Raw genomic sequence first — 19,613 nt, 5'->3', positions numbered from 1 at the left:
GACCCATATCGATCGTCAGCGGGCGCAGACTGTTCCCGCCACGCCCCCGTTCTTGTGCGGACCGGGCGGATATGTCGGGTTCCCTTCCAGTCGTCCAAATTGAAACGGGATCGCGAAATTGTGCGGCCGATCGCGCTCCGTTGGGGCAAAAAAGCGCTCGCATTTCCGTCGATCCGCCGCTACGTAATGCGAACGATCGTTCGCTCTCGTAGCGGCAGATGCCGCCCGTCTTTCCGGCGGGTCGCCGGCGTAAGCTCGAGAAATTGAGGTTTTATGGCGGAAATCGCGGAACCGGTTTGGATCGCGGCGAATGCGTCTCAGGCTGAGGTCACGCCCTTCGAGCAGCGCCGTCAGCAGATTTTGCAGGCGGCTCGCGGCTGCTTTTCCCGCCTCGGCTTCCATAGTGCCTCGATGCATCAGATTTGCGCGCAGGCACAAATGAGCCCAGGCGCGCTCTATCGCTATTTCCCGTCCAAGGATGCGATCATCGAGGCCATCGCCGAGGACGAGCGTCATCGTGCCGCCGCCTGCATGCAAGGCTTGTGGAAAGACGGTCTGGTGATCGATCGCATCGTGCAAGTCGGCATGGAATATCTGCGCTCGACCCGCGATCGAACGACCGGCGGCCTCACGATTGAGATCTGGTCCGAAAGCATCCGCAACACGGCGGTGGGCCGGCGCTTCTGTGAGATCGAGACGCACGTGCGCGAGACCTTGCACGCGCTGCTGCTCGATGCCCGCGAGCGTGGTGAGATCGATGTCGACATCGACCTTAAGACCGCCTTGACGGTGATCTTCGCGCTCGCCGACGGTCTCGTGCTGCACCTCCAGCTTCGGCAGGACGTCGACGTGGAAATGCTGGAGCCGCAGATGAGACGCTGCATCGAAAATCTTCTGGCCCCGAAGGATGGCGCACGCGGCGCGGTGTCTGAGGATGGCACATTCAGGGCGGCAAGCTTTGATACGCTGACGGTCCCGCTGCACGAGAGAGATGATGATGACGTCTCGCCCAGACCGTAACGAGACGGTTGCACGGTTGGCGTGCCTGGCCGTTCTGGCGGTGACGGCGCTCGGCCTGAGCTTTGGAACCGATGCCCGCGCGCAGGGGCCGAATGAGGCATCGACCGGCATGGCCGCGCCGCGGCCGCCGAGCATTTCCGTCGTCGACGCCAAAACGGGCGAAATCGTCGAGCGGGTCGACGTCACCGGCACGTTGACGCCGCGCCAGACCGTTTCGGTGGGCGCCGATGTGGACGGTCTGCGGGTGGTGTCGTTGGCGGCGGACGAAGGCGACAGGGTCGAGAAGGGACAGGTTCTGGCGACGCTCGAGACCGATTTCGTCGACACGAATATCGCTCTCAACGCTGCGCAGATCGAGCGCGCCAAAGCGTCCATCGCCCAGGCGCAGGCGCAGATCGCCGATGCCGAGGCCGCGGCCAAGCAGGCGCAAGCCGCCCTCGATCGCTCGAGGCCGTTGGTGCAAAAGGGGATCATTGGCCAGAACGAGATGGACCAGCGGGTGGCCGCCGCCGACAGCGCTGCGGCGCGCCTCAACTCCGCGCGGCAGGGCTTGGCCGTGTCGCGGGCCGATCTGGCGGCCCAAGAAGCCCAGCGCGATCAGTGGTTGTTGAAAAAGGCCAAGACCGTCATCCGCGCGCCGACGGCCGGGCTCATCCTGTCCCGCACTGCCACGCTTGGCGCCATCGTCTCGTCCGCTTCCGGCAGCCTGTTCGAAATCGCTCGCGACGGGTTGATCGAGCTTGACGCCAAGGTTTCCGAAACAATGCTCGGTCGGCTGTCCGAGGGCCAGACGGTTGCCGTCTATGTGGCGGGCCGGACCAAGCCGGTCGAGGGCGACGTGCGGTTGATTGCGCCGCAGGTCGATCAGACGACCCGGCTCGGCACGGTCAAGATCGCCCTGCCAAAGAACGCCGAGGGGCTGCGCGCCGGCAATTTCGCCCGCGGAGTCGTCGAGGTGGCCAGAAGCACCGGTGTGCTAGTCCCTCGCAGTGCCGTGGTCTTCGAGGGTGACGATGCGGCGGTTCAGGTGGTCAAGGACGGCGTGGTCGAGCGCCGTGTGGTGGATCTTGGACTGACCACCGCCGACCAGGTCGAAATCGTCAAAGGTGTGGCGCAGGGCGAATCGGTCGTTGCGGTTGCGGGCGCGTTCGTGCGCAATGGCGACACCGTCACGCCGGTGCAGATCGCCGCCAGCAAGGTTTCGCGATGAACTGGAACTTTTCGGCCTGGTCGATCCGCCATCCGGTGCCGCCGATCCTGCTGTTTGTCGTCTTGATCGCGCTCGGCATCTACAGCTTCCTGGCGCTGCCGATCACCCGGTTTCCGAATATCGACGTGCCGGTGATTGCCGTCACCGTCACCCAGTCGGGTGCCGCGCCGTCGGAACTGGAAAACCAGGTCACCAAACGTGTCGAGGACGCTATCGCCGGCATTTCCGGCATCAAGCACATCACCTCGACGATCACCGATGGCCAATCGGTCACGGCTGCCGAATTTCGCCTGGAGGTGAACACCGACCGGGCGCTCAACGACGTCAAGGACGCGATCGCCAAGATCCGCTCCGACCTGCCGCGCTCGGTCGACGAGCCGATCATCCAGCGGATCGAGGTCGAGGACCAGGCGATCGTGACCTATGCGGCGTCGTCGCCGGGCATGACGCCGGAGCAGCTCTCCTGGTTCGTCGACGACACGGTGGTTCGGGCGTTGCAGGGGCTGAAGGGCGTCGGCCGGGTCGAGCGGATGGGCGGCGTCCACCGCGAGATCCAGGTGCGGCTCGATCCGGACCGATTGGCGGCCCTTGGGGTCACCGCGGCAACGATCAACCAGCAGCTGCGCTCGACCAATGTCGACCTGTCGGGGGGGCGCGGTGATTTCGGCGGACAGGAACAGGCGATCCGCACGCTCGCCTCGGCTGATACCGTGAGCGGGCTCGCCGACACCCGTATTCCGCTGCCGGGCGGGCGTGAAGCCAAGCTTTCCGATCTCGGCGACGTGGTCGATTCCTGGGAGGAGCCGCGGTCCTTCGCCCGGCTCGACGGCCAGCCCGTCGTCGCCTTCTCAGTCCTTCGTTCCAAGGGCGCCAGCGACACGACCGTTGCCGACGTCGTGGCGAAACGCGTTGCCGAGCTTGGCAAGGACCATCCGAACGTCACCTTCGCCAAGATCGATGACAGCGTCACCTACACCTATGGCAACTACGAGTCGGCCATGGAAACGCTGGCCGAAGGCGCCATCTTGGCCGTGATCGTGGTGCTGTTGTTCCTGCGCGACTGGCGCGCGACGCTGGTCGCGGCGATCACCCTGCCGCTCGCGGCGATTCCGACCTTCGGCGTGATGGATCTGATGGGCTTTTCGCTCAATCTGGTCAGCTTGCTCGCCATCACCCTCGTCACGGGCATTCTGGTCGACGATGCGATCGTCGAGATCGAGAATATCGAACGCCATATGGCGATGGGCAAACCGCCCTATCGCGCGGCGATGGAGGCGGCGGACGAGATCGGCCTCGCGGTCATCGCGATCACCGCGACCATCGTCGCCGTCTTCGCGCCGGTCTCATTCATGGGCGGCATCGCCGGTCAGTATTTCAAGCAGTTCGGCCTGACGGTGGCAATCGCGGTGTTTTTCTCGCTGCTTGTCGCGCGGCTGATCACGCCGATGCTGGCGGCCTATTTCTTCCGCCCGCACGCCCATGAAGGGCCGGGCTTCGTTCAGCTGTTGCTGCGCAAGCTGTTGTGGATCGTGCCGCTCTGGGCAGTCGGCGCGGCGATCCTCTACACCTTGGCCGCTTTGCCGGATTTTGCCGCGACATCGGCGCTGTCGACGCTTCTGCCGCCGCTCGATTTCGACACCGCCCGGCACGATGCCGCGCTGCTGGCCGCCGGCCTGTTCGGCCTGGCGGTGCTTCTTGCCTATCTCGGGCGGCCGCATGACGAGGCGGGCAAGGTCGGCGTGATCAATCGCGGCTACACCGCCTTCCTGAGCGGCACGCTGCACGTCTTTCGCGTGCCGACGCCGTTCTGGCGCAAGGGGCCGGACGGCAAGCGCCGGCTGCTCCGCTTGCCGTTCGGCATGCGCTGGGTGACGCTCACGATCGGCATCGCGGTGTTTGTCGCCTCGATCTATTCGATCCGCTTCCTGCCGACCGGCTTCATCCCGAAAGAAGACGCCTCGCGCATCGTCGTCTCGCTCGAACTGCCGCCCGGCTCGACCCTGGAGAAGACCCGCAAGGTCACCGACGAGGCGGTCAAATCGATCCGTAAATTGCCGGAGGTGAAGAGCGTGCTGGTGATCGGCGGCTCCAGCCCGACCGGAACGCTGGAGCTGCGCCGCGCGGCGCTGACGATCAATCTCCTGCGCAAGGACAAGCGCATCCGCAGCCAGTCGCAGCTCGAGCCGATCATCGCCCAAAAGCTCGACGCGATCCCCGACATTCGCGCCTTCTACGTCAATGAGCGGGGCGAGCGGGAGCTGACGGTCGGCATTCTCGGCAACGACGGCGACAAGGTTTCCGCCGTTGCCGCCAATCTCGAATCGGAGATGCGCAAGGATCCGATGTTCCAAAGCCCCTCGGCGATGGCGGCCTTTGCCCGGCCTGAAATCCGGATCACCCCGCGCTTCGACATCGCCGCCGATCTCGGCGTCACCGCCGATCAGATCTCGCAGACCGTGCGGGTGGCGACGATCGGCGATGTCAGCGCCAATCTGGCCAAGTTCAATCTCGGCGCGCGGCAGATCCCGATCCGGGTCGAACTGGAAAAGAGCGCCCGCGAGGATCTTGCGACGATCCGCAATCTGAAGGTCACGACCGCCTCGGGCGCCGCCGTGCCGCTGGAAACGGTGGCGAAAATCGGCTTTGGCCGCGGCCCCTCGACGATCAATCGCTTCGACCGCGACCGGTTGGTCAAGGTTGGCACCTCGATGGCGCCGGGCTACGAGATCGGCCAGGGATCGGCGCGCATTCAAGAGCTGCCGGCGGTGAAGACCATGCCGGCCGGCGTACGATTGCAGGCGGTCGGCGATGCCGAGGTGCAGGGCGAAGTGTTCGCGGGCTTTGCCTCGGCGATGATGGCCGGCATCATGATGGTGCTGGTCGTCCTGATCCTGCTGTTCGGCTCGTTCTTCCTGCCGATCACCATTCTCGCGGCGTTGCCGCTCTCGGTTGCCGGTGTCATCGGCGCGCTGCTCTTGACCCATACGGCGGTCTCGATGCCGGTGGTGATCGGAATCTTGATGCTGATGGGCATCGTGACGAAGAACACCATCATGCTGGTCGACTTCGCGGTGGAGCGGGAAAAACACGGTATGAGCCAGACCGAGGCGATCATCGACGCCGGATCGAAGCGGGCTCGGCCGATCATCATGACGACGCTTGCCATGGCGGCCGGCATGATGCCGGCGGCGATGGCGACCGGCGAGGGCGGCGAGTTCCGTGCGCCGATGGCGATCGCGGTGATCGGCGGTCTCTTGGTCTCGACGGTGCTGTCGCTGGTGTTGATCCCGTCGATCTATACGCTGATGGACGACCTCAGCCACGCGACCGGCCGCCTGTTCCGCTGGCTGCTCGATCCGAACCAGCCGGTCGAGCCGGGTACGGGGCTCGTTCCGGTTGCTGGCGCGGGCCATGGCGCCTCGGTGCCGGCGGGCGGACCGCAGCCGACGCTCGGCGGCGACGGGCGCTTCACGTACGGTCCGCCGGCGATCTATCAGATTGGCGCGCGGCCCGGCGGCGATGGCGGGGACGGCGGCTCGGACGGCGACGGCCAAGGCCCGCGCCGCTATCCGCACGCGGCCGAATAGAGCGCGGGCGAAGGCTGTGGGCGGCGTCCGGGGCGTTGCATGCGAGGCTCTTGACCGGTGGCGCAATCCCGTGAACAAGCTCTCGCCATGGAACCTCTCGGCGACAACGTTCCGGCACCGGACATCGACATCAGGCGGCTGAAGCTGGCGGATGCCCGCGATCTTGCACCGCTGATCGCGGCCTATAATCAGGCGCTGTTTCGCGGCCCGCCGGGATCACCCGACACTTTCTATGCCGAACAGCTGCTGCAGGACCGCACCGCCGAGGTGCTCGGCGCGCGGCTCGACGGCGTGCTGGTCGGCTTCATCCTGTTTTACGACATTCCCGATGTGTGGACGGGCATGCGATCGGGGCTTGCCGATCATATTTTCGTCGACGATCGCCATCGCCGCAAAGGCATCGCCAAGGCGATGATCGACGTGTTGGCGGAGGAGGCCGACGGCCGGGGCTGGTCGAAGCTGGTGCTGCATGCGCCGCGCAATCCCGGCACCGGTCGGAGGCTCTACGAAAAAGTCGCGGAACCCGCCGATTGGGCGAGCTACGTCATCCGCTTTGTCGATCGTGATCCCAGCCGGCGGTGATGGGCCAGGAGATTGTCCGGTGGGGCAATTCGTCAAGCATTTTGCCCGATTGTGCCGCGAAGTGATTCGCCCCGGCGGCGGCATCGAGCGCCCTGGCCTGGGCAGCGCGGAGGGTGAAAGCCGGGCTAATCGATTAAGCCGAGCGGTTCTTCTCGCAACTGCGTCGAAAGGCTTGCTTTCATGAGGGCATTCGTCCTTTTAGAAAGCTTCCATTGGTCGACAGCTTCTCCGCGTCGCCAAAAAGCGCAGCGATTGAAGCGCCGAAAGCATGGGACAGAAAGGCAACGATGTCGGACGTCAAATCTGCGCGGCCCCTCTCGCCGCACATCTCGATCTACAAGTTTCGCCCGACCATGGCGATGTCGATATTGCACCGCATCACCGGTGGGGCGCTCTATGTCGGCACGCTGCTTCTCGTCTGGTGGCTGGTGGCAGCGGCGAGCGGCCCGGCTGCTTTCGCGACGGCCTCGGCCTTCTTCGGCTCGATCATTGGCCAACTGATCCTGTTCGGCTACACCTGGGCGCTGCTGCATCACATGTTCGGCGGCCTTCGCCATTTCGTCTGGGACACCGGCCGGGCGATCTCCAAGACAACCTCCACTACGCTCGCCAATGCGACGATCATTGGCTCTCTCGCCGCGACCGTTCTGCTTTGGCTCGGCATTCTGATCTTCGGCTGAAAGGGGACGAGGCCATGAGCGATTTCAGAACTCCGCTTCGTCGCGTTCGCGGCATGGGTGCGGCCGGCGGCACCGAGCATTTCTGGCGGCAGCGCCTGACGGCCGTTGCCAACGTCTTCCTGATCACCTTTTTCGTGATCCTCCTCCTGTCTTTGATGAATGAGAGCTATGACGGCGTGCGGGCGGCCTTCGCCAACCCCTTCGTCGGCATTGCCATGGCGCTGGTGGTGATCTCCGCGACGATCCACATGCAGCTCGGCATGCAGGTGATCCTCGAGGATTACGTCCACGGCGCGGCCAAGATGCCCCTCCTCATCCTCAACACTTTTTTCGCGATCGTCGTGGCGGCGGCTTGCCTGTTTGCGATCGTCAAGATGAGCTTTGGAGCATAAGCGATGGCTGAGAACGGATCCCTCAACGGCACCGGCGGGCAGCCCCATCGCACCGCGCCCGCTCAGAACGGCAAGGCCTACGGTTTCGTCGATCACACCTTCGACGTGGTGGTGGTCGGCGCCGGCGGCGCGGGCCTGCGCGCGACGCTCGGCTGCGCCCAGGCGGGGCTGAAGACCGCCTGCGTTACCAAGGTCTTCCCGACCCGTTCGCACACCGTCGCGGCGCAGGGCGGCGTCGCCGCCTCGCTCGGCAATATGGGCAAGGACGACTGGCGCTGGCACATGTACGATACCGTCAAGGGATCGGACTGGCTGGGCGACCAGGACGCCATCGAATATCTCGTGCGCAACGCCCCTCAGGCGGTTTACGAGCTCGAACATTTCGGCGTGCCCTTCTCGCGCACCGAGGACGGCAAGATCTATCAGCGCCCCTTCGGCGGCATGACCACCGAATTCGGCGAAGGCCCGCCGGCCCAGCGCACCTGCGCGGCCGCCGACCGCACCGGCCACGCCATCCTGCACACGCTCTACGGCCAGTCACTGCGCCACGCGACCGAGTTCTTCATCGAGTATTTCGCCATTGATCTGATCATGGACGAAGAGGGCGTGTGCCGCGGCGTCGTCGCGCTCTGCCTTGACGATGGCTCGATCCATCGCTTCCGCGCCAAGAAGACGATTCTGGCGACCGGCGGCTATGGCCGCGCTTACTTCTCCGCGACCTCCGCCCATACCTGCACCGGCGACGGTGGCGGCATGGTGCTGCGGGCCGGCCTGCCGCTGCAGGACATGGAATTCGTGCAGTTCCACCCGACCGGCATCTACGGCGCGGGCTGCCTGATCACCGAGGGCGCGCGCGGCGAAGGCGGTTATCTGACCAATTCCGAGGGTGAGCGCTTCATGGAGCGCTATGCGCCCTCGGCCAAGGATCTCGCCTCGCGCGACGTCGTCTCGCGGTCGATGACCATGGAGATCCGGGAAGGCCGCGGCGTCGGCAAGACCAAGGATCACATCTTCCTGCATCTCGACCATCTGGATCCGGCGGTGCTGCATGAGCGGCTGCCCGGCATTTCGGAATCGGCGCGGATCTTTGCCGGCGTCGACGTCACCAAGGAGCCGATCCCGGTCCTGCCGACCGTGCACTACAACATGGGCGGCATTCCGACGAACTTCCACGGTGAGGTGCTGACCAAGAAAGACGGCGATCCCGATGCGGTGGTGCCGGGTCTGATGGCCGTCGGCGAGGCCGGCTGCGTCTCGGTGCATGGCGCCAACCGCCTCGGCTCCAACTCGCTGATCGATCTCGTTGTCTTCGGCCGTGCCGCGGCGCTGCGCTGCGCCGAGACGGTGAAGGCCGGCGAGGACCAGCCGGAGCTGCCGTCCGGCGCCGGCGACAACGCGCTCGGCCGGCTCGATCGCTTCCGCTACGCCGATGGCGCGACGCCGACGGCCGAGCTGCGCGACCGGATGCAGCGCACCATGCAGTCGAACTGCGCGGTGTTCCGCACCGGTGAGGTGCTCGAGGAAGGCCACCACAAGATCCACGAGGTGTGGAAGGCCTCGGACGACATCCGGGTCACCGACCGCTCGCTGATCTGGAACACCGACCTCATCGAGTCGCTCGAATACGACAACCTCATCGCCCAGGCGGTGGTGACCATGGATTCGGCCCGCAACCGCACCGAATCGCGCGGCGCCCACGCCCGTGAGGATTTCCCGGACCGCGACGACGCCAACTGGATGAAGCACACGCTGGCCTTCTGCGACACGGTCGACAAGACCATCACGCTGGAGGACCGGCCGGTGCACAGCTATACGCTGTCGAACCAGATCGACTACATCAAGCCGAAGAAGCGGGTGTACTGACGATCAAGCCGGCCGCCGGCGCTTTGGCCCGAACGAAACGAGGGCATGCCATGTCTTCCATCGGGCACGACAGCCGGCGGCTGCAAACGATCGTCGCCATGGTCTGCAGGTTGGATCGGTCGCGACGCAACGCCGCCCTGTCTGGCTCAAACGTTCGCCATTCCTCCCGAATCGCGCTAGATGCTGGTCCTCGGGCACGCGGACGCGGCGATCCGGCGATCGTCGATCCAAGGGGAGGTTCTCGCATGCAGACTGTTCTTCGCACGGCGCTATTGGCTGCCACTGCGCTGTCGATCGGGCTGGGCTCTGCTTTCGCCCAGTCGAGCGACACGGCGAAAGGGACGGACGCGGATCAGCCAAATCTGGTGTTGCCGCCCAATGCCGCCCCGAAGCCGATGTCGCCGGCCGAGACCGAGACGCCGACGAAGCCGGCTGCGTCCGGCGGCGAGGCAAGCGATGCCACCGAAAGCGGTGCGCCGCTCGGCTCGGCGCCTGCCAAGGCCCAGAGTTCTTCCGGCGATGAGAAGGCCGCAAAGCCGGGTCGGAATCCGTCTGCTGCAAGCGATAATCCGGTCGGCGCCGATGGCCAGCCGCGCAACGCGGTCGGCGACAAATTCCAGCTGCCGCATCTGACGGCGGAGAATCAGATCCGGATGATTGCCGATCTCTGCGGCATTCAGATTCGCGACATGTCGCCGGCCGCCTGCGCCTGCCTCGGCAAGGAGGCGATGACCAAGCTGACCCCACCCCAGCGCGATTATCTGATCGCCAGCGTGGTCGCTCCGCCGACCGCCGATCAGCTGATCAAGAAGGGCAAGGTCCACAAGGACGATCAGAAGGCGATCTTTGCTTTCCTTAATGCCGCCTCCGCCAGCTGCAAGGCCGATCCGAAGAGTGCGGGGAGCGATATTCCAGGGGAAAGCAAGCCCGCCGCACCATCGGCAATGCCGCCGGCCGCGCCCGCCAAGCCGCAATCGGGGGCCGGCGAAGGCAGCCAGTGACGGCCGCGTGCGATCCGATGACGCTGGATCGCAGGTCCGTGAATGCTCGACAGGGCCTGAGGCCGGTCGTGGTTCGCAGATCATGCGCCTCGGGGCTTCGCACGGCCGTCTCTTGGTGCTCATGGACGATCGCCCGGATCAAGAACGCCGATCGTGACCGTTCCGTTCGACGCGGGTGCGATTCGACGTGCGGGCGCTCAGGGGAGCGGCGTTTTCCGGCGGGCGATCTGCGGCATGTCAGCTGGTTTTGCCGGCGCCGGATGGTCCGGCAAATTTTTTCGCCGGGCTTCAACCGATTAGAAGTCGTTGGCGGGTGAAAACAGGCCTTCCGTTTTGCATCGCAAACACTATGGTGCGAACGATTCCAAACAGGTACCGGGTGGATAGGGCATGGTCGAACTCGCGCTTCCGAAGAACTCACGGATCACCAAAGGCAAAGTCTGGGGCAAACCGGAGGGCGCCAAAGAGGTTCGCGAGTTCCGGATCTATCGCTGGTCGCCGGACGACGGCAAGAATCCCCGGATCGACACCTATTATGTCGACACCGCCGATTGCGGGCCGATGGTGCTCGACGCGCTGTTGTGGATCAAGAACAAGGTCGATTCGACGCTGTCGCTGCGTCGCTCCTGCCGCGAGGGAATTTGCGGCTCCTGCGCGATGAATATCGACGGCTCGAATACGCTCGCCTGCACCAAGGGCATGGACGAGATCGAGGATGAGATCTCCATCTATCCATTGCCGCATATGCCGGTGATCAAGGATCTGATCCCGGATCTGACCGTGCCTTATGCGCAGCTGCGCTCGATCGAGCCCTGGCTGAAGACCGAATCGCCGCAGCCGGAGAAGGAGTGGCGCCAAAGCCACGACGACCGCGAGAAGCTCGACGGCCTCTACGAATGCATTCTGTGCTTCTGCTGTCAGACCTCGTGCCCGTCCTATTGGTGGAACGGCGAGCGCTATCTCGGCCCGGCCGTGCTGCTGCAGGCCTATCGCTGGCTGATCGATTCGCGCGACGAGGCGATCGGTGATCGGCTCGACGCGCTCGAAGATCCGTTCAAGCTCTATCGTTGCCACACCATCATGAACTGCACCCAGGCCTGTCCCAAGGGGCTGAACCCGGCCAAGGCGATCGCCGAGATCAAGAAGATGATGGTCGAGCGCCGGGTCTGAGCGGCGTTATCGCTGCCAGACTCGCTCTACCCTTGCCGCTCCTTCTTCTGTAATCCCTGACTTGAATATGCATCGCTCGAAAGGGGCGAGAGATGGACCGGCTCGACAAAAAGATCCTGCGGCTTCTCCAGGAGGACGCGACGCTCGCCGTCGCCGACATCGCCAAGCGTGTCGGCCTGTCGACGACGCCGTGCTGGCGGCGTATCCAGCGGCTGGAGGAAGAGGGCGTCATCCGGCGCCGGGTGGCGATCCTCAATCCGGAGCGGGTGAATGCCCGGGTCACGGTCTTCGTCGCGATCCGCACCAATTCCCATTCGACCGAATGGCTGAAGCGGTTTTCCGAGGTGATCGGCGAATTTCCGGAGGTGATCGAGTTCTACCGGATGAGCGGCGACGTCGACTATCTGCTGCGGGTCGTCGTGCCCGACATCGCTGCTTATGACGCCTTCTACAAGCGGATGATCGCCAAGATCGAGATCCGTGATGTGTCGTCGTCCTTCGCGATGGAGCAGATCAAATACACCACCGAGCTGCCGCTCGATTACATGGTGCTCGACAAGGAACCGCGCGGCGACTGAGCGGCCGACAGCGTACCGCCGGGGTGTCGATCATCGAGGGCCTCCGCGCTTGACGTCGCCGCAATCGGGATCGCCGCGGAGCCGGCCTCAACTGCGATTGAGCAGCGCCAGCAGGCTGGAGGTGTCCCAGCGCTTGCCGCCCATCGCTTCGACCTCGGCATAAAACTGATCGACGAGCGCGGTCACCGGCAGCCGTGCGCCGTTGCGCTTGGCTTCGGCTAGGCAGATGCCGAGGTCCTTGCGCATCCATTCCACCGCAAAGCCGTGGTCGTAATGGCCCTCGTCCATGGCCTTGTGGCGGTTTTCCATCTGCCAGGATCCGGCGGCGCCCTTGGAGATCACCGAGACGACCTTTTCGATGTCGAGACCGGCCTTCTGGCCGAAGGCGATCGATTCCGACAGCCCCTGGACGAGCCCGGCGATGCAGATCTGGTTCATCATCTTGGTGAGCTGGCCGGAGCCGGCGGGGCCCATCAGCCCGACCATTTTAGCATAGCATTCGATCACTGGCTTGGCGGTGTCGAAATCGGCCTCGCCGCCGCCGCACATGACGGTCAAGACACCGTTTTCGGCCCCGGCCTGGCCACCGGAGACGGGCGCGTCGATGAACTTCAAGCCCTCGTTTTCGGCAGCTTCGGCGAGTTCGCGGGCGAGTTCCGCCGACGCCGTGGTGTTGTCGATGAGGGTGGCGCCCTTCTTCATGCCGGAAAAGACGCCGTCGTCGCCATAGACCACCGAGCGCACGTCGTCGTCGTTGCCGACGCAGAGGAAGACGAAATCAGCGCCTTCAGCGGCTTGACGCGGGGTGGGGGCATGGCCGCCGCCATATTTCTCCGCCCAGCTCTTGGCCTTCTGGCTGGTGCGGTTGAACACGGTGACGTCGTGGTCGCCCTTGGTTTTCAGGTGACCCGCCATGGGATAGCCCATCACGCCGAGCCCGATGAATGCGACCTTCGCCATTGTCCGTCCTTCCCTTGCTTTGCCCGGCAAATTATCGGCGCGCGCGGCGTTTTCAATCGGCTTGCCGCGAAAACTGATGCCGCTCCGACCTGCAAACGGCGCCAAAAATGACAGCGCCGCGCATCCTGGAGGATACGGGGCGCTGCAATGGCGGCTGGAGCGGCTTGGTTTCGGCTCAGGCCGCGTTGGCGATCGGCGTTGCCCCCTGACGGGGCAGGGCGAAGGTGTCGACGCGCTCGCCAAGGCGATCGCCCTCGGCGGCGAGTTCCTGGCTCGAGGCAGCTGTCCGGTCGACCATGACGGCGTTCTGCTGGGTGACCTGGTCGAGGTCGCGCATCGCGGTGCTGATCTCCCCGAGCCTGAGGGCCTGATCGCGAGAGGTGCTGGAGAGTGTGGTGAGGCTGGCGCTGACCGACTGGATGTTGCTCTCGATCTGTTCGAGCGCCTCGCCGGTCCGTCGCACCAGGCCGACCCCGCCTTTGACTTCGTCGCTGGAGCGCCTGATCAGCTTACCGATCTGCGCGGCCGCGCCGGCCGAGCGCTGGGCAAGTTCGCGCACCTCCTGGGCGACGACGGCAAAGCCCTTGCCGGATTCACCGGCCCGGGCCGCCTCGACCCCGGCATTCAGCGCCAGAAGGTTGGTCTGGAAGGCGATCTCGTCGATCACGCCGATGATTGTCTCGATCTCCTTGGAGGAGCCTTCGATACGCTCCATGGCGGCGATCGCTTCATGCACCACGGCGGAGGAGCGGCTGGCGTCGTCGACGGTCCGCTCGGTGGTCTTCACGGCTTCGTCGCAGCAGGTCAGCGAGACGTGGATGAATTCGTCGGTCTCGGCGAGCGAGGCGACGGTTTCTTCCAGTGTCGCAGCCTGGCGCTCGGTGCGCTTCGCCAGCTCCTCCGACGAGTGTCGCAGGTCGGCCGAACCGTTTCGCACGACGCTGGCCGATTCGCGAATCGCGTAGATCGTGTCGCAGAGCTGCTCAAGCGAGCGATTGTAGTCGAGTCGTAGATTATCGAGAGCGGCCGGGAAGGGCGTGGTGATGCGAAGGGCGAGCTGGCCCGCCGCCAGCGCCTTCATGCCATCGGCCAGCACCGACACGGCGGACTGAATCTCCGCCGCATGGCGTTCGCGCTCGGCGGTCACCTGCCCGCGCTCCTCGGCAATCGCCTGATCCTTGGCGAGGGTCTGCGCCTCGATCTCGTCCTTCTCGATGGCGTTGCGCTTGAAGGATTCCAGCGCTCGTGCCATGGCGCCGATCTCGTCTTTGCGCTCGGCCCCCTCGATCTCGATGGCCTTGTCGCCCGCCGTCAGCCGGTTCATCCGATCGGCCAGGCTGACCAGCGGGCGGGTGAGGCGGGTCGAAGCGATCAGACCGACAAGCGCCATGACGAGCACGATGCCGAGCGTCGTCAGCAGCGCCGAGTTGGCCAGCTTCTTGGCGGGCGCCAGCATAACGTCCTCATTCTCGCCGATCGCCAGGATCATCGGGGTATGCAGGAAGTCGAGCGGCTGCCAGACGAAGAAGACCTGTTTGCCGCCGAGGGGGGCGAAACCGGAGCCGGCGGTGTCGGCGTCGCTGGCGTCAACGAGCTGCGCGGGCAACTGTTTGATATCGCTTTCCCCGCGACCGGCCTGCAGCGCGCCGTCGCTGGAGATCAGAAGGCTGAAGTTGATGTCGTGGCCGGTGTCGTTTGGTGCGATCACCCTATTCAGCTGGTTAAGACCGATGCGGATGATTACCGTGCCGCGGCGTTCGGTCTTGCCCCAGCCGTTATAGTCGAGCGGACGGGCGATGAAGGCCGAGCGCTGGCTCGTCTCGCTCTGGTAATTCATCAGGCCGGTTGTCACCACGCTTTCGCCGGCTTCCTTCGAACGCTTCACCACATTTGCAAGGACGCCGTCTTCGATGGTGGCGACGTTCTTGAGCAGCTCCGGCCCTTTGGTGGCGCTGAAGACGACGGTGCCGTTCTTGTCGATGATGTAGATGTCGGAGACGTGCGCGTTTTTCAGCGCGCTGACCAGCGAGGCGTGGAAGCGGTTGTATTTGAGAGCGTAAATCAGTTTCGAGCCGTCGCCATCATAGGCGATGCGCTGTTCTCGCGATTTGGACGGATCCTGGAAGAATTGCTCAATCTTGTCGCGCTCGGCGCTCAGCACCGTGTCCATACTGTCCATGGAGTCGCCGATCGTATTGTTCTGGGCGATTTCCGCCAGTCCCTGCTCGGCGCGGGTGAGATATGCCTGAAGGGCTTCGGTTCGCGAGCGGGCGATCATATCGAGACGCGCTTCGCTTGCCTCTTCGAGACCGGCCTTGCCGATGCGATAACTCAAAAGCCCAACGGCCGTACCGGCGATGAGCGCCGCACCGACGACGACGAGCGCAAATTTGGCACGGATCGAGAGAGAAGCAAGGCGCATGGTGATCATCTCTAAAACTGATTGTTGCGTTGTGATAGTTCCCGTAGTTGTTTTCGAAATCGTGAATTTTGCGCCGCATTCTTGCCTGAATTTGTGCAATTGCCGCCGAATGGCCCAACTTTCTCGCGCGCAATTCCCCCGAATTGTGTTCGTCATCTACGCGAGATGCGCATTTTTGCGCGACAAGACTCATGACCAGCGGGTTCGATCACTCGGAACGATTCATTCCTCATGGCTGATGCATGATGCAACGGCCCGAGCGATCAGGCCGCCGCCCGTCAGCGGCGCAGATGGCGGGTGAGCCGCCGCTCGGCGAAATTGGTGAGATGTCTAAGAGCTTCGACCAAGGCGAGATAAAGCAGCGCCGCCCAGACATAGGTCTGGAAGTCGTAGGTGCGGGAATAGGCCTGCCGGGTTTCGCCAAACAGGTCGTAGACGGTGATGATCGCAACGATCGCTGAGGCCTTGATCATCAGAATGATCTCGTTGGCATAGGGGCGAAGGGCCACCACCATTGCCTGCGGAATGACGATCTTGAAGAAGATCACGGTGCGGGAAAGCCCCAGCGAGCGGCCGCCCTCCCATTGGCCTTTCGGTACGCTCTCGATCGCGCCGCGCAAGATTTCGGCCTGATAGGCCGCGGTGTTCAGTGCCAGGGAGAACAGGCCACAATACCAGGCCTCGCGGAAGAACCACCAGAGGCCGATGCTCTCGAAGAAGCCGCGAAACTCGCCAAAGCCGTAATAGACCAGGAAGATTTGGGCGATCAGCGGGGTGCCGCGGAAGAAATAGACGAAGGCAAAGGCGAGCCCGCGCGCCAGCTTGTTGGTGGCCATCCGCCCGAGCGCCACCGGCAGCGAGACGATTGCGCCGCAGAGGAAGGAGACCGTCACCAGCGAAACGGTGACCCAAAGGCCGGAGAGATAGGACCAGCCGAAACGCTCAATCAGCGTGGCGTCGAAGACATGGGTAAAATAGACGGCGAAGGCGATCGCCGCCGCGATCCACACGCCGATGGCGATCAACCCGGCGATCTTCAGGGGTTGGCGCGGCGCAATGGGGGCGGCGATGAATGGATGGTTGCCGCTCACTGGGCGGCCTCCCCACGCTTGGTCCAGCGATCGATACCGCCAAGTGCGATCGAGGAGAGGATCGTCAGCACGAGATAGAGGACGATCGCCGAGCCGAAGAACAGGAACGGCTCGCGCGACACTCGGGCAGCGATGCTGGCCTGGCGTAGAATATCCGCCAGGCCAATCACCGATACGAGGGCCGTGTCTTTCAAAAGGCTCATCCACAAATTGGCGAGACCTGGCAGGGCGATCTTGATCAACTGCGGCAGGATGACGAGAAGCATCACCTTGGCCCGGCCAAGGCCGAGCGCGAGGCCGGCCTCGCTTTGGCCGTGTGGAATGCCGCGAAAGGCCGAGAGAAACACCTCGCTGGCAAAGGCCGAGAAGACGACGCCGAGCGCCGTCATGCCGGAGACGAAACTCGACAACGCAAGGTCCGGCAGGCCGGTCGCCTCGGAGAACGATCGCAGCGCCGCGTTGACGCCGAAATAGACCAGGAACAGCGTCAACAGTTCCGGCAGGCCGCGAAAGATCGTGGTGAAAATGTCGGCCGACAGCTTGAGCAGCATGTCTTCAGACTGCTTGGCCAAGGAGAGAAGGAAGCCAAGGCAAAGGCCGATCGGCAAAGTGGCCAGCGACAGCGAGACGGTGACGACGGCGCCTCTGGCCAGATCGTCGCCCCAGCCGGTCGGCCCGAAACCCAGAAGGGTGAAATAGTCGTTCATGCGATCTGTTCGCCGTTGTCCATGCGTGAGACGGAGGCTTTCCCTCTATCGACGGGCCGAGACAAGCGCAAAAAAGCCGCCGGCGATCGCACCGGCGGCCTTCTCATCCCTCAGCTCGGGTTATCGGTCATTGCGCGGTCGGCTCTGCGCCATAGACGTCGAAGTCGAAATATTTGTCTTGGATTTTCTTATAGGTGCCGTCCTGGCGGATCGCGACGATCGCCTTGTTGAACATGGCCTTCAGCTTGTCGTCGCCCTGACGCAGGCCGATGCCGACGCCTTTGCCGTAGATCTTCGGATCGGCCGGCAGGGTGCCAAGGATCTTGCAGCAGGCGCCCTCTTTGCTTTTCACCCATTCGGTCAACACGACCACGTCGTCCATCACCGCGTCGAGACGGCCGTTCTCGATGTCGAGCTTGTATTCCTCGGCGGTCGGATACTGCTTGATGTCGGCGTCGGGAAACAGGGCCTGAGCCGCCTGGGCATGGGTGGTGGAAACCTGGGCGCCAATCGTTTTGCCCTTCAGCGCCGTATCGGTGGCTTCCTTGATGTCGGAGTCCTTCGGCACGGCGATGGCCGGCGGGGTCTGATAGTATTTGTTGGAGAAGGTGATCTGCTTCTCGCGCTCCGGGGTGATCGACATGGACGCGGCGATCGCGTCGAAATTGCTGTTTTTGAGCGCCGGGATCATCCCGTCCCAATCCTGGGTGACAAAGGTGCATTTGACCTTCATGTGGTCGCATAGCGCCTGGGCGATATCGACGTCAAAGCCTTTCAGATTGCCGCCGGCGTCGAGAAAGTTGAACGGAGGATAGGCGCCTTCCGTGCCGATTTTGACCGTCGACCAGTCCTTGCCGGCGTCGCTTTCCTGAGCCACGGCTGAACCGGCCAGTATTGCCGAGACGGCGGCCGCAAGAGCGATAGTATGGACGAGACGCATGGAGACCTCTTTTCGTCGGGAACCGGGTATTTTATCCTTTGCCTTCAATGCACAACAGGGAATCTGCCACGCAAATGGGCAGGCTTTTCTCGATAGCATGCTGCCACTTTTTAGACGCGAAACGCAACCGTGAAATCAAGCGCCACATGTGGTTGATCAGGCTGATTTCGCGATATGTTAAAGTCCCTTGGCGGCTGTTCCGCCGATGAACTTCTGGGCCGTGGCGAGATCGTCGGGCGTATTGACGTTGAAGAACGGATCGCCGTCCGGCGCATCGTCCTGTGGTCCGATCGAGACGCTGACAAAGCCGGCCGAGTCAAGAAAGGCGAGGATCGCCAGCGGCTGGTCGGCATCAAGCCAAGCGCTCAGCTTCGGCAAAATGCCCAGCGGCCATAGGCCCGTCGCCGGCTGCAGCCGGTTTTCGAACTGGGCGATGATCGGCTGATCGTCGGGCGCGGCGGTCAGTTGCGACGCGAGATCGCGGGGCAGAAACGGCGCGTCGCCGGGTGTCACCAGCAAATGGCGTGGCGCATCCTTCAGCGTCGTCAACGCGGCGAGCCCGGCTTCGATCCCGGCGAGCGGGCCGGGCAGGCCGGGCCGCAGATCGGGCGCGAGCGGTCGCGCGAAACGCTCGAACCCTTGGCCGGTCGGCGCGGCGATCAAGAGCGGTTTCACCGTGTCGCCCAGCCGGTCGACGATGTGGCCAATCAGCGGCCGGCCTGCCAGCAGGGTGAGCGGCTTGGGAACCGCGCCGCCCATGCGGCTGCCATGTCCACCGGCCAGGATCAGTCCGGCGGGCGTCATGCCGGACGGACAACGCGTGGGGCCGACAAGGCGACGATGAGCGCGGCGAGCCCTTCGGGTGCGGCAAGTCCATCCTCGGATCGTGTCATGGATGGAATCTTTACAGCACCGGCCCGAAAATCGGAATCGATTTTCGGCAAAGCACGATGCGTCGATTCCAAGGGTGAGAGCGACCTCTCTGCGTCCGATCGGACGTAGGGCGCTCCAATTGATGGGCGATGGCGATGCCGCAGGTCGTTTGGAACGACGATGTCGGCAGGGCGCGCCGAGGCAAGGCGTTGCGAGTCAAGGGGTGCCATTCCTCGCGAGCGGACCGTCGCTCGAAGAATAAACGCTGGTCGTTGGTTGGACTGTCGCTCGCCGGGGGGGGGCGACTTTGAATCATATTTCATCAAATACAAGGTCTTCCGCAAAGAGAATCGCAGATTCTCTGCGCCATCATCTTCATTCAGCCCCGGTTTTGGAGGTGATGGAGATGGGGTTCAACTTTTCTGCTATGACGGCCTTGTTGGGGGGGTACTCCGACAGCCGGCGAAGACCCGTGATCGACGACGATCAGCGTTCACGCCGAAAGCCGCCGCGCGGCCGATCGGAGGATGACGCGGA

At 63.9% G+C, this 19,613-nt stretch carries 16 protein-coding genes; 10 read left to right on the top strand and 6 right to left on the bottom strand.

What is annotated here, in order from left to right; genetic code table 11:
• Positions 1–273 precede the first annotated feature (273 nt).
• The 10 genes from J1C48_RS02620 to J1C48_RS02575 all read left to right on the top strand — a co-directional run bounded on the left by J1C48_RS02620 (position 274) and on the right by J1C48_RS02575 (position 12,083).
• Positions 274–1,020, top strand: coding sequence for a TetR/AcrR family transcriptional regulator (locus tag J1C48_RS02620; protein WP_207256080.1), 747 nt, complete (start codon positions 274–276; stop codon positions 1,018–1,020).
• Positions 998–2,230 carry an efflux RND transporter periplasmic adaptor subunit gene (locus J1C48_RS02615; RefSeq protein ID WP_231081532.1) on the top strand — a complete coding sequence of 411 codons (1,233 nt, stop codon included), beginning with the start codon at positions 998–1,000 and terminating at the stop codon, positions 2,228–2,230. The genes J1C48_RS02620 and J1C48_RS02615 overlap by 23 nt, the downstream gene beginning before the upstream one ends.
• A complete protein-coding gene (locus J1C48_RS02610; RefSeq protein WP_207256079.1) occupies positions 2,227–5,817 on the top strand; it encodes an efflux RND transporter permease subunit in 3,591 nt (1,196 codons plus the stop codon). Before J1C48_RS02615 ends, J1C48_RS02610 begins: the two co-directional genes overlap by 4 nt.
• Before the next feature lie 87 nt (positions 5,818–5,904).
• Positions 5,905–6,399 carry a GNAT family N-acetyltransferase gene (locus J1C48_RS02605; RefSeq protein WP_207256078.1) on the top strand — a complete coding sequence of 165 codons (495 nt, stop codon included), beginning with the start codon at positions 5,905–5,907 and terminating at the stop codon, positions 6,397–6,399.
• Between the two features lie 287 nt (positions 6,400–6,686).
• Positions 6,687–7,079 carry a succinate dehydrogenase, cytochrome b556 subunit gene (sdhC, locus tag J1C48_RS02600; protein ID WP_207256077.1) on the top strand — a complete coding sequence of 131 codons (393 nt, stop codon included), beginning with the start codon at positions 6,687–6,689 and terminating at the stop codon, positions 7,077–7,079.
• Between the two features lie 14 nt (positions 7,080–7,093).
• A complete protein-coding gene (gene sdhD, locus J1C48_RS02595) occupies positions 7,094–7,471 on the top strand; it encodes a succinate dehydrogenase, hydrophobic membrane anchor protein (RefSeq protein WP_207256076.1) in 378 nt (125 codons plus the stop codon).
• Between the two features lie 3 nt (positions 7,472–7,474).
• Positions 7,475–9,334 carry a succinate dehydrogenase flavoprotein subunit gene (sdhA, locus tag J1C48_RS02590; RefSeq protein ID WP_207256075.1) on the top strand — a complete coding sequence of 620 codons (1,860 nt, stop codon included), beginning with the start codon at positions 7,475–7,477 and terminating at the stop codon, positions 9,332–9,334.
• Positions 9,335–9,579: 245 nt separating this feature from the next.
• Positions 9,580–10,335, top strand: coding sequence for a hypothetical protein (locus J1C48_RS02585; RefSeq protein WP_207256074.1), 756 nt, complete (start codon positions 9,580–9,582; stop codon positions 10,333–10,335).
• A gap of 390 nt (positions 10,336–10,725) precedes the next feature.
• The gene (locus J1C48_RS02580) at positions 10,726–11,505 is read left to right on the top strand and encodes a succinate dehydrogenase iron-sulfur subunit (RefSeq protein ID WP_207256073.1); all 780 of its coding nucleotides are present in this window, start codon (positions 10,726–10,728) and stop codon (positions 11,503–11,505) included.
• A 92-nt stretch (positions 11,506–11,597) separates the two neighbouring features.
• A complete protein-coding gene (locus tag J1C48_RS02575) occupies positions 11,598–12,083 on the top strand; it encodes an Lrp/AsnC family transcriptional regulator (RefSeq protein ID WP_207256072.1) in 486 nt (161 codons plus the stop codon).
• A gap of 87 nt (positions 12,084–12,170) precedes the next feature.
• Here J1C48_RS02575 and J1C48_RS02570 read toward each other — a convergent pair whose 3' ends face one another.
• The 6 genes from J1C48_RS02570 to mobA form a co-directional block, all read right to left on the bottom strand.
• Positions 12,171–13,043: an NAD(P)-dependent oxidoreductase gene (locus J1C48_RS02570; protein ID WP_207256071.1), complete on the bottom strand. Its 873-nt coding sequence runs from the start codon at positions 13,041–13,043 to the stop codon at positions 12,171–12,173.
• Positions 13,044–13,218: 175 nt separating this feature from the next.
• On the bottom strand, positions 13,219–15,465 hold the full coding sequence (locus tag J1C48_RS02565; protein WP_207256070.1) for a methyl-accepting chemotaxis protein: 2,247 nt from the start codon (positions 15,463–15,465) through the stop codon (positions 13,219–13,221).
• A gap of 278 nt (positions 15,466–15,743) precedes the next feature.
• The gene (locus J1C48_RS02560) at positions 15,744–16,556 is read right to left on the bottom strand and encodes an ABC transporter permease subunit (RefSeq protein ID WP_207256069.1); all 813 of its coding nucleotides are present in this window, start codon (positions 16,554–16,556) and stop codon (positions 15,744–15,746) included.
• Entirely contained in the window at positions 16,553–17,263 is a 711-nt protein-coding gene (locus J1C48_RS02555) for an ABC transporter permease (protein ID WP_207256068.1), read from the bottom strand. The genes J1C48_RS02560 and J1C48_RS02555 overlap by 4 nt, the downstream gene beginning before the upstream one ends.
• 127 nt (positions 17,264–17,390) lie before the next feature.
• Entirely contained in the window at positions 17,391–18,203 is an 813-nt protein-coding gene (locus J1C48_RS02550; RefSeq protein ID WP_207256067.1) for an ABC transporter substrate-binding protein, read from the bottom strand.
• A gap of 177 nt (positions 18,204–18,380) precedes the next feature.
• Positions 18,381–19,007 (bottom strand): molybdenum cofactor guanylyltransferase, encoded by a 627-nt coding sequence (mobA, locus tag J1C48_RS02545; protein WP_207256066.1) that lies wholly within the window; start codon positions 19,005–19,007, stop codon positions 18,381–18,383.
• Positions 19,008–19,613 lie beyond the last annotated feature (606 nt).

The organism is Jiella flava, from assembly GCF_017349315.1.
GTDB classification, from domain to species: domain Bacteria; phylum Pseudomonadota; class Alphaproteobacteria; order Rhizobiales; family Rhizobiaceae; genus Jiella; species Jiella flava.
The sequence above is the reverse complement of the archived record's forward strand: the minus strand, read 5'-3'. Positions and strand labels throughout refer to the sequence as shown.

What these genes read in the sequence shown, in the direction of transcription:
- J1C48_RS02620 (WP_207256080.1), top strand. Translation starts at nt 274, where the DNA reads ATGGCGGAAATCGCGGAACCGGTTTGGATCGCGGCGAATGCGTCTCAG.
- J1C48_RS02615 (WP_231081532.1), top strand. Translation starts at nt 998, where the DNA reads ATGACGTCTCGCCCAGACCGTAACGAGACGGTTGCACGGTTGGCGTGC.
- J1C48_RS02610 (WP_207256079.1), top strand. Translation starts at nt 2,227, where the DNA reads ATGAACTGGAACTTTTCGGCCTGGTCGATCCGCCATCCGGTGCCGCCG.
- J1C48_RS02605 (WP_207256078.1), top strand. Translation starts at nt 5,905, where the DNA reads ATGGAACCTCTCGGCGACAACGTTCCGGCACCGGACATCGACATCAGG.
- sdhC (WP_207256077.1), top strand. Translation starts at nt 6,687, where the DNA reads ATGTCGGACGTCAAATCTGCGCGGCCCCTCTCGCCGCACATCTCGATC.
- sdhD (WP_207256076.1), top strand. Translation starts at nt 7,094, where the DNA reads ATGAGCGATTTCAGAACTCCGCTTCGTCGCGTTCGCGGCATGGGTGCG.
- sdhA (WP_207256075.1), top strand. Translation starts at nt 7,475, where the DNA reads ATGGCTGAGAACGGATCCCTCAACGGCACCGGCGGGCAGCCCCATCGC.
- J1C48_RS02585 (WP_207256074.1), top strand. Translation starts at nt 9,580, where the DNA reads ATGCAGACTGTTCTTCGCACGGCGCTATTGGCTGCCACTGCGCTGTCG.
- J1C48_RS02580 (WP_207256073.1), top strand. Translation starts at nt 10,726, where the DNA reads ATGGTCGAACTCGCGCTTCCGAAGAACTCACGGATCACCAAAGGCAAA.
- J1C48_RS02575 (WP_207256072.1), top strand. Translation starts at nt 11,598, where the DNA reads ATGGACCGGCTCGACAAAAAGATCCTGCGGCTTCTCCAGGAGGACGCG.
- J1C48_RS02570 (WP_207256071.1), bottom strand. Translation starts at nt 13,043, where the DNA reads ATGGCGAAGGTCGCATTCATCGGGCTCGGCGTGATGGGCTATCCCATG.
- J1C48_RS02565 (WP_207256070.1), bottom strand. Translation starts at nt 15,465, where the DNA reads ATGCGCCTTGCTTCTCTCTCGATCCGTGCCAAATTTGCGCTCGTCGTC.
- J1C48_RS02555 (WP_207256068.1), bottom strand. Translation starts at nt 17,263, where the DNA reads ATGAACGACTATTTCACCCTTCTGGGTTTCGGGCCGACCGGCTGGGGC.
- J1C48_RS02550 (WP_207256067.1), bottom strand. Translation starts at nt 18,203, where the DNA reads ATGCGTCTCGTCCATACTATCGCTCTTGCGGCCGCCGTCTCGGCAATA.
- mobA (WP_207256066.1), bottom strand. Translation starts at nt 19,007, where the DNA reads ATGACGCCCGCCGGACTGATCCTGGCCGGTGGACATGGCAGCCGCATG.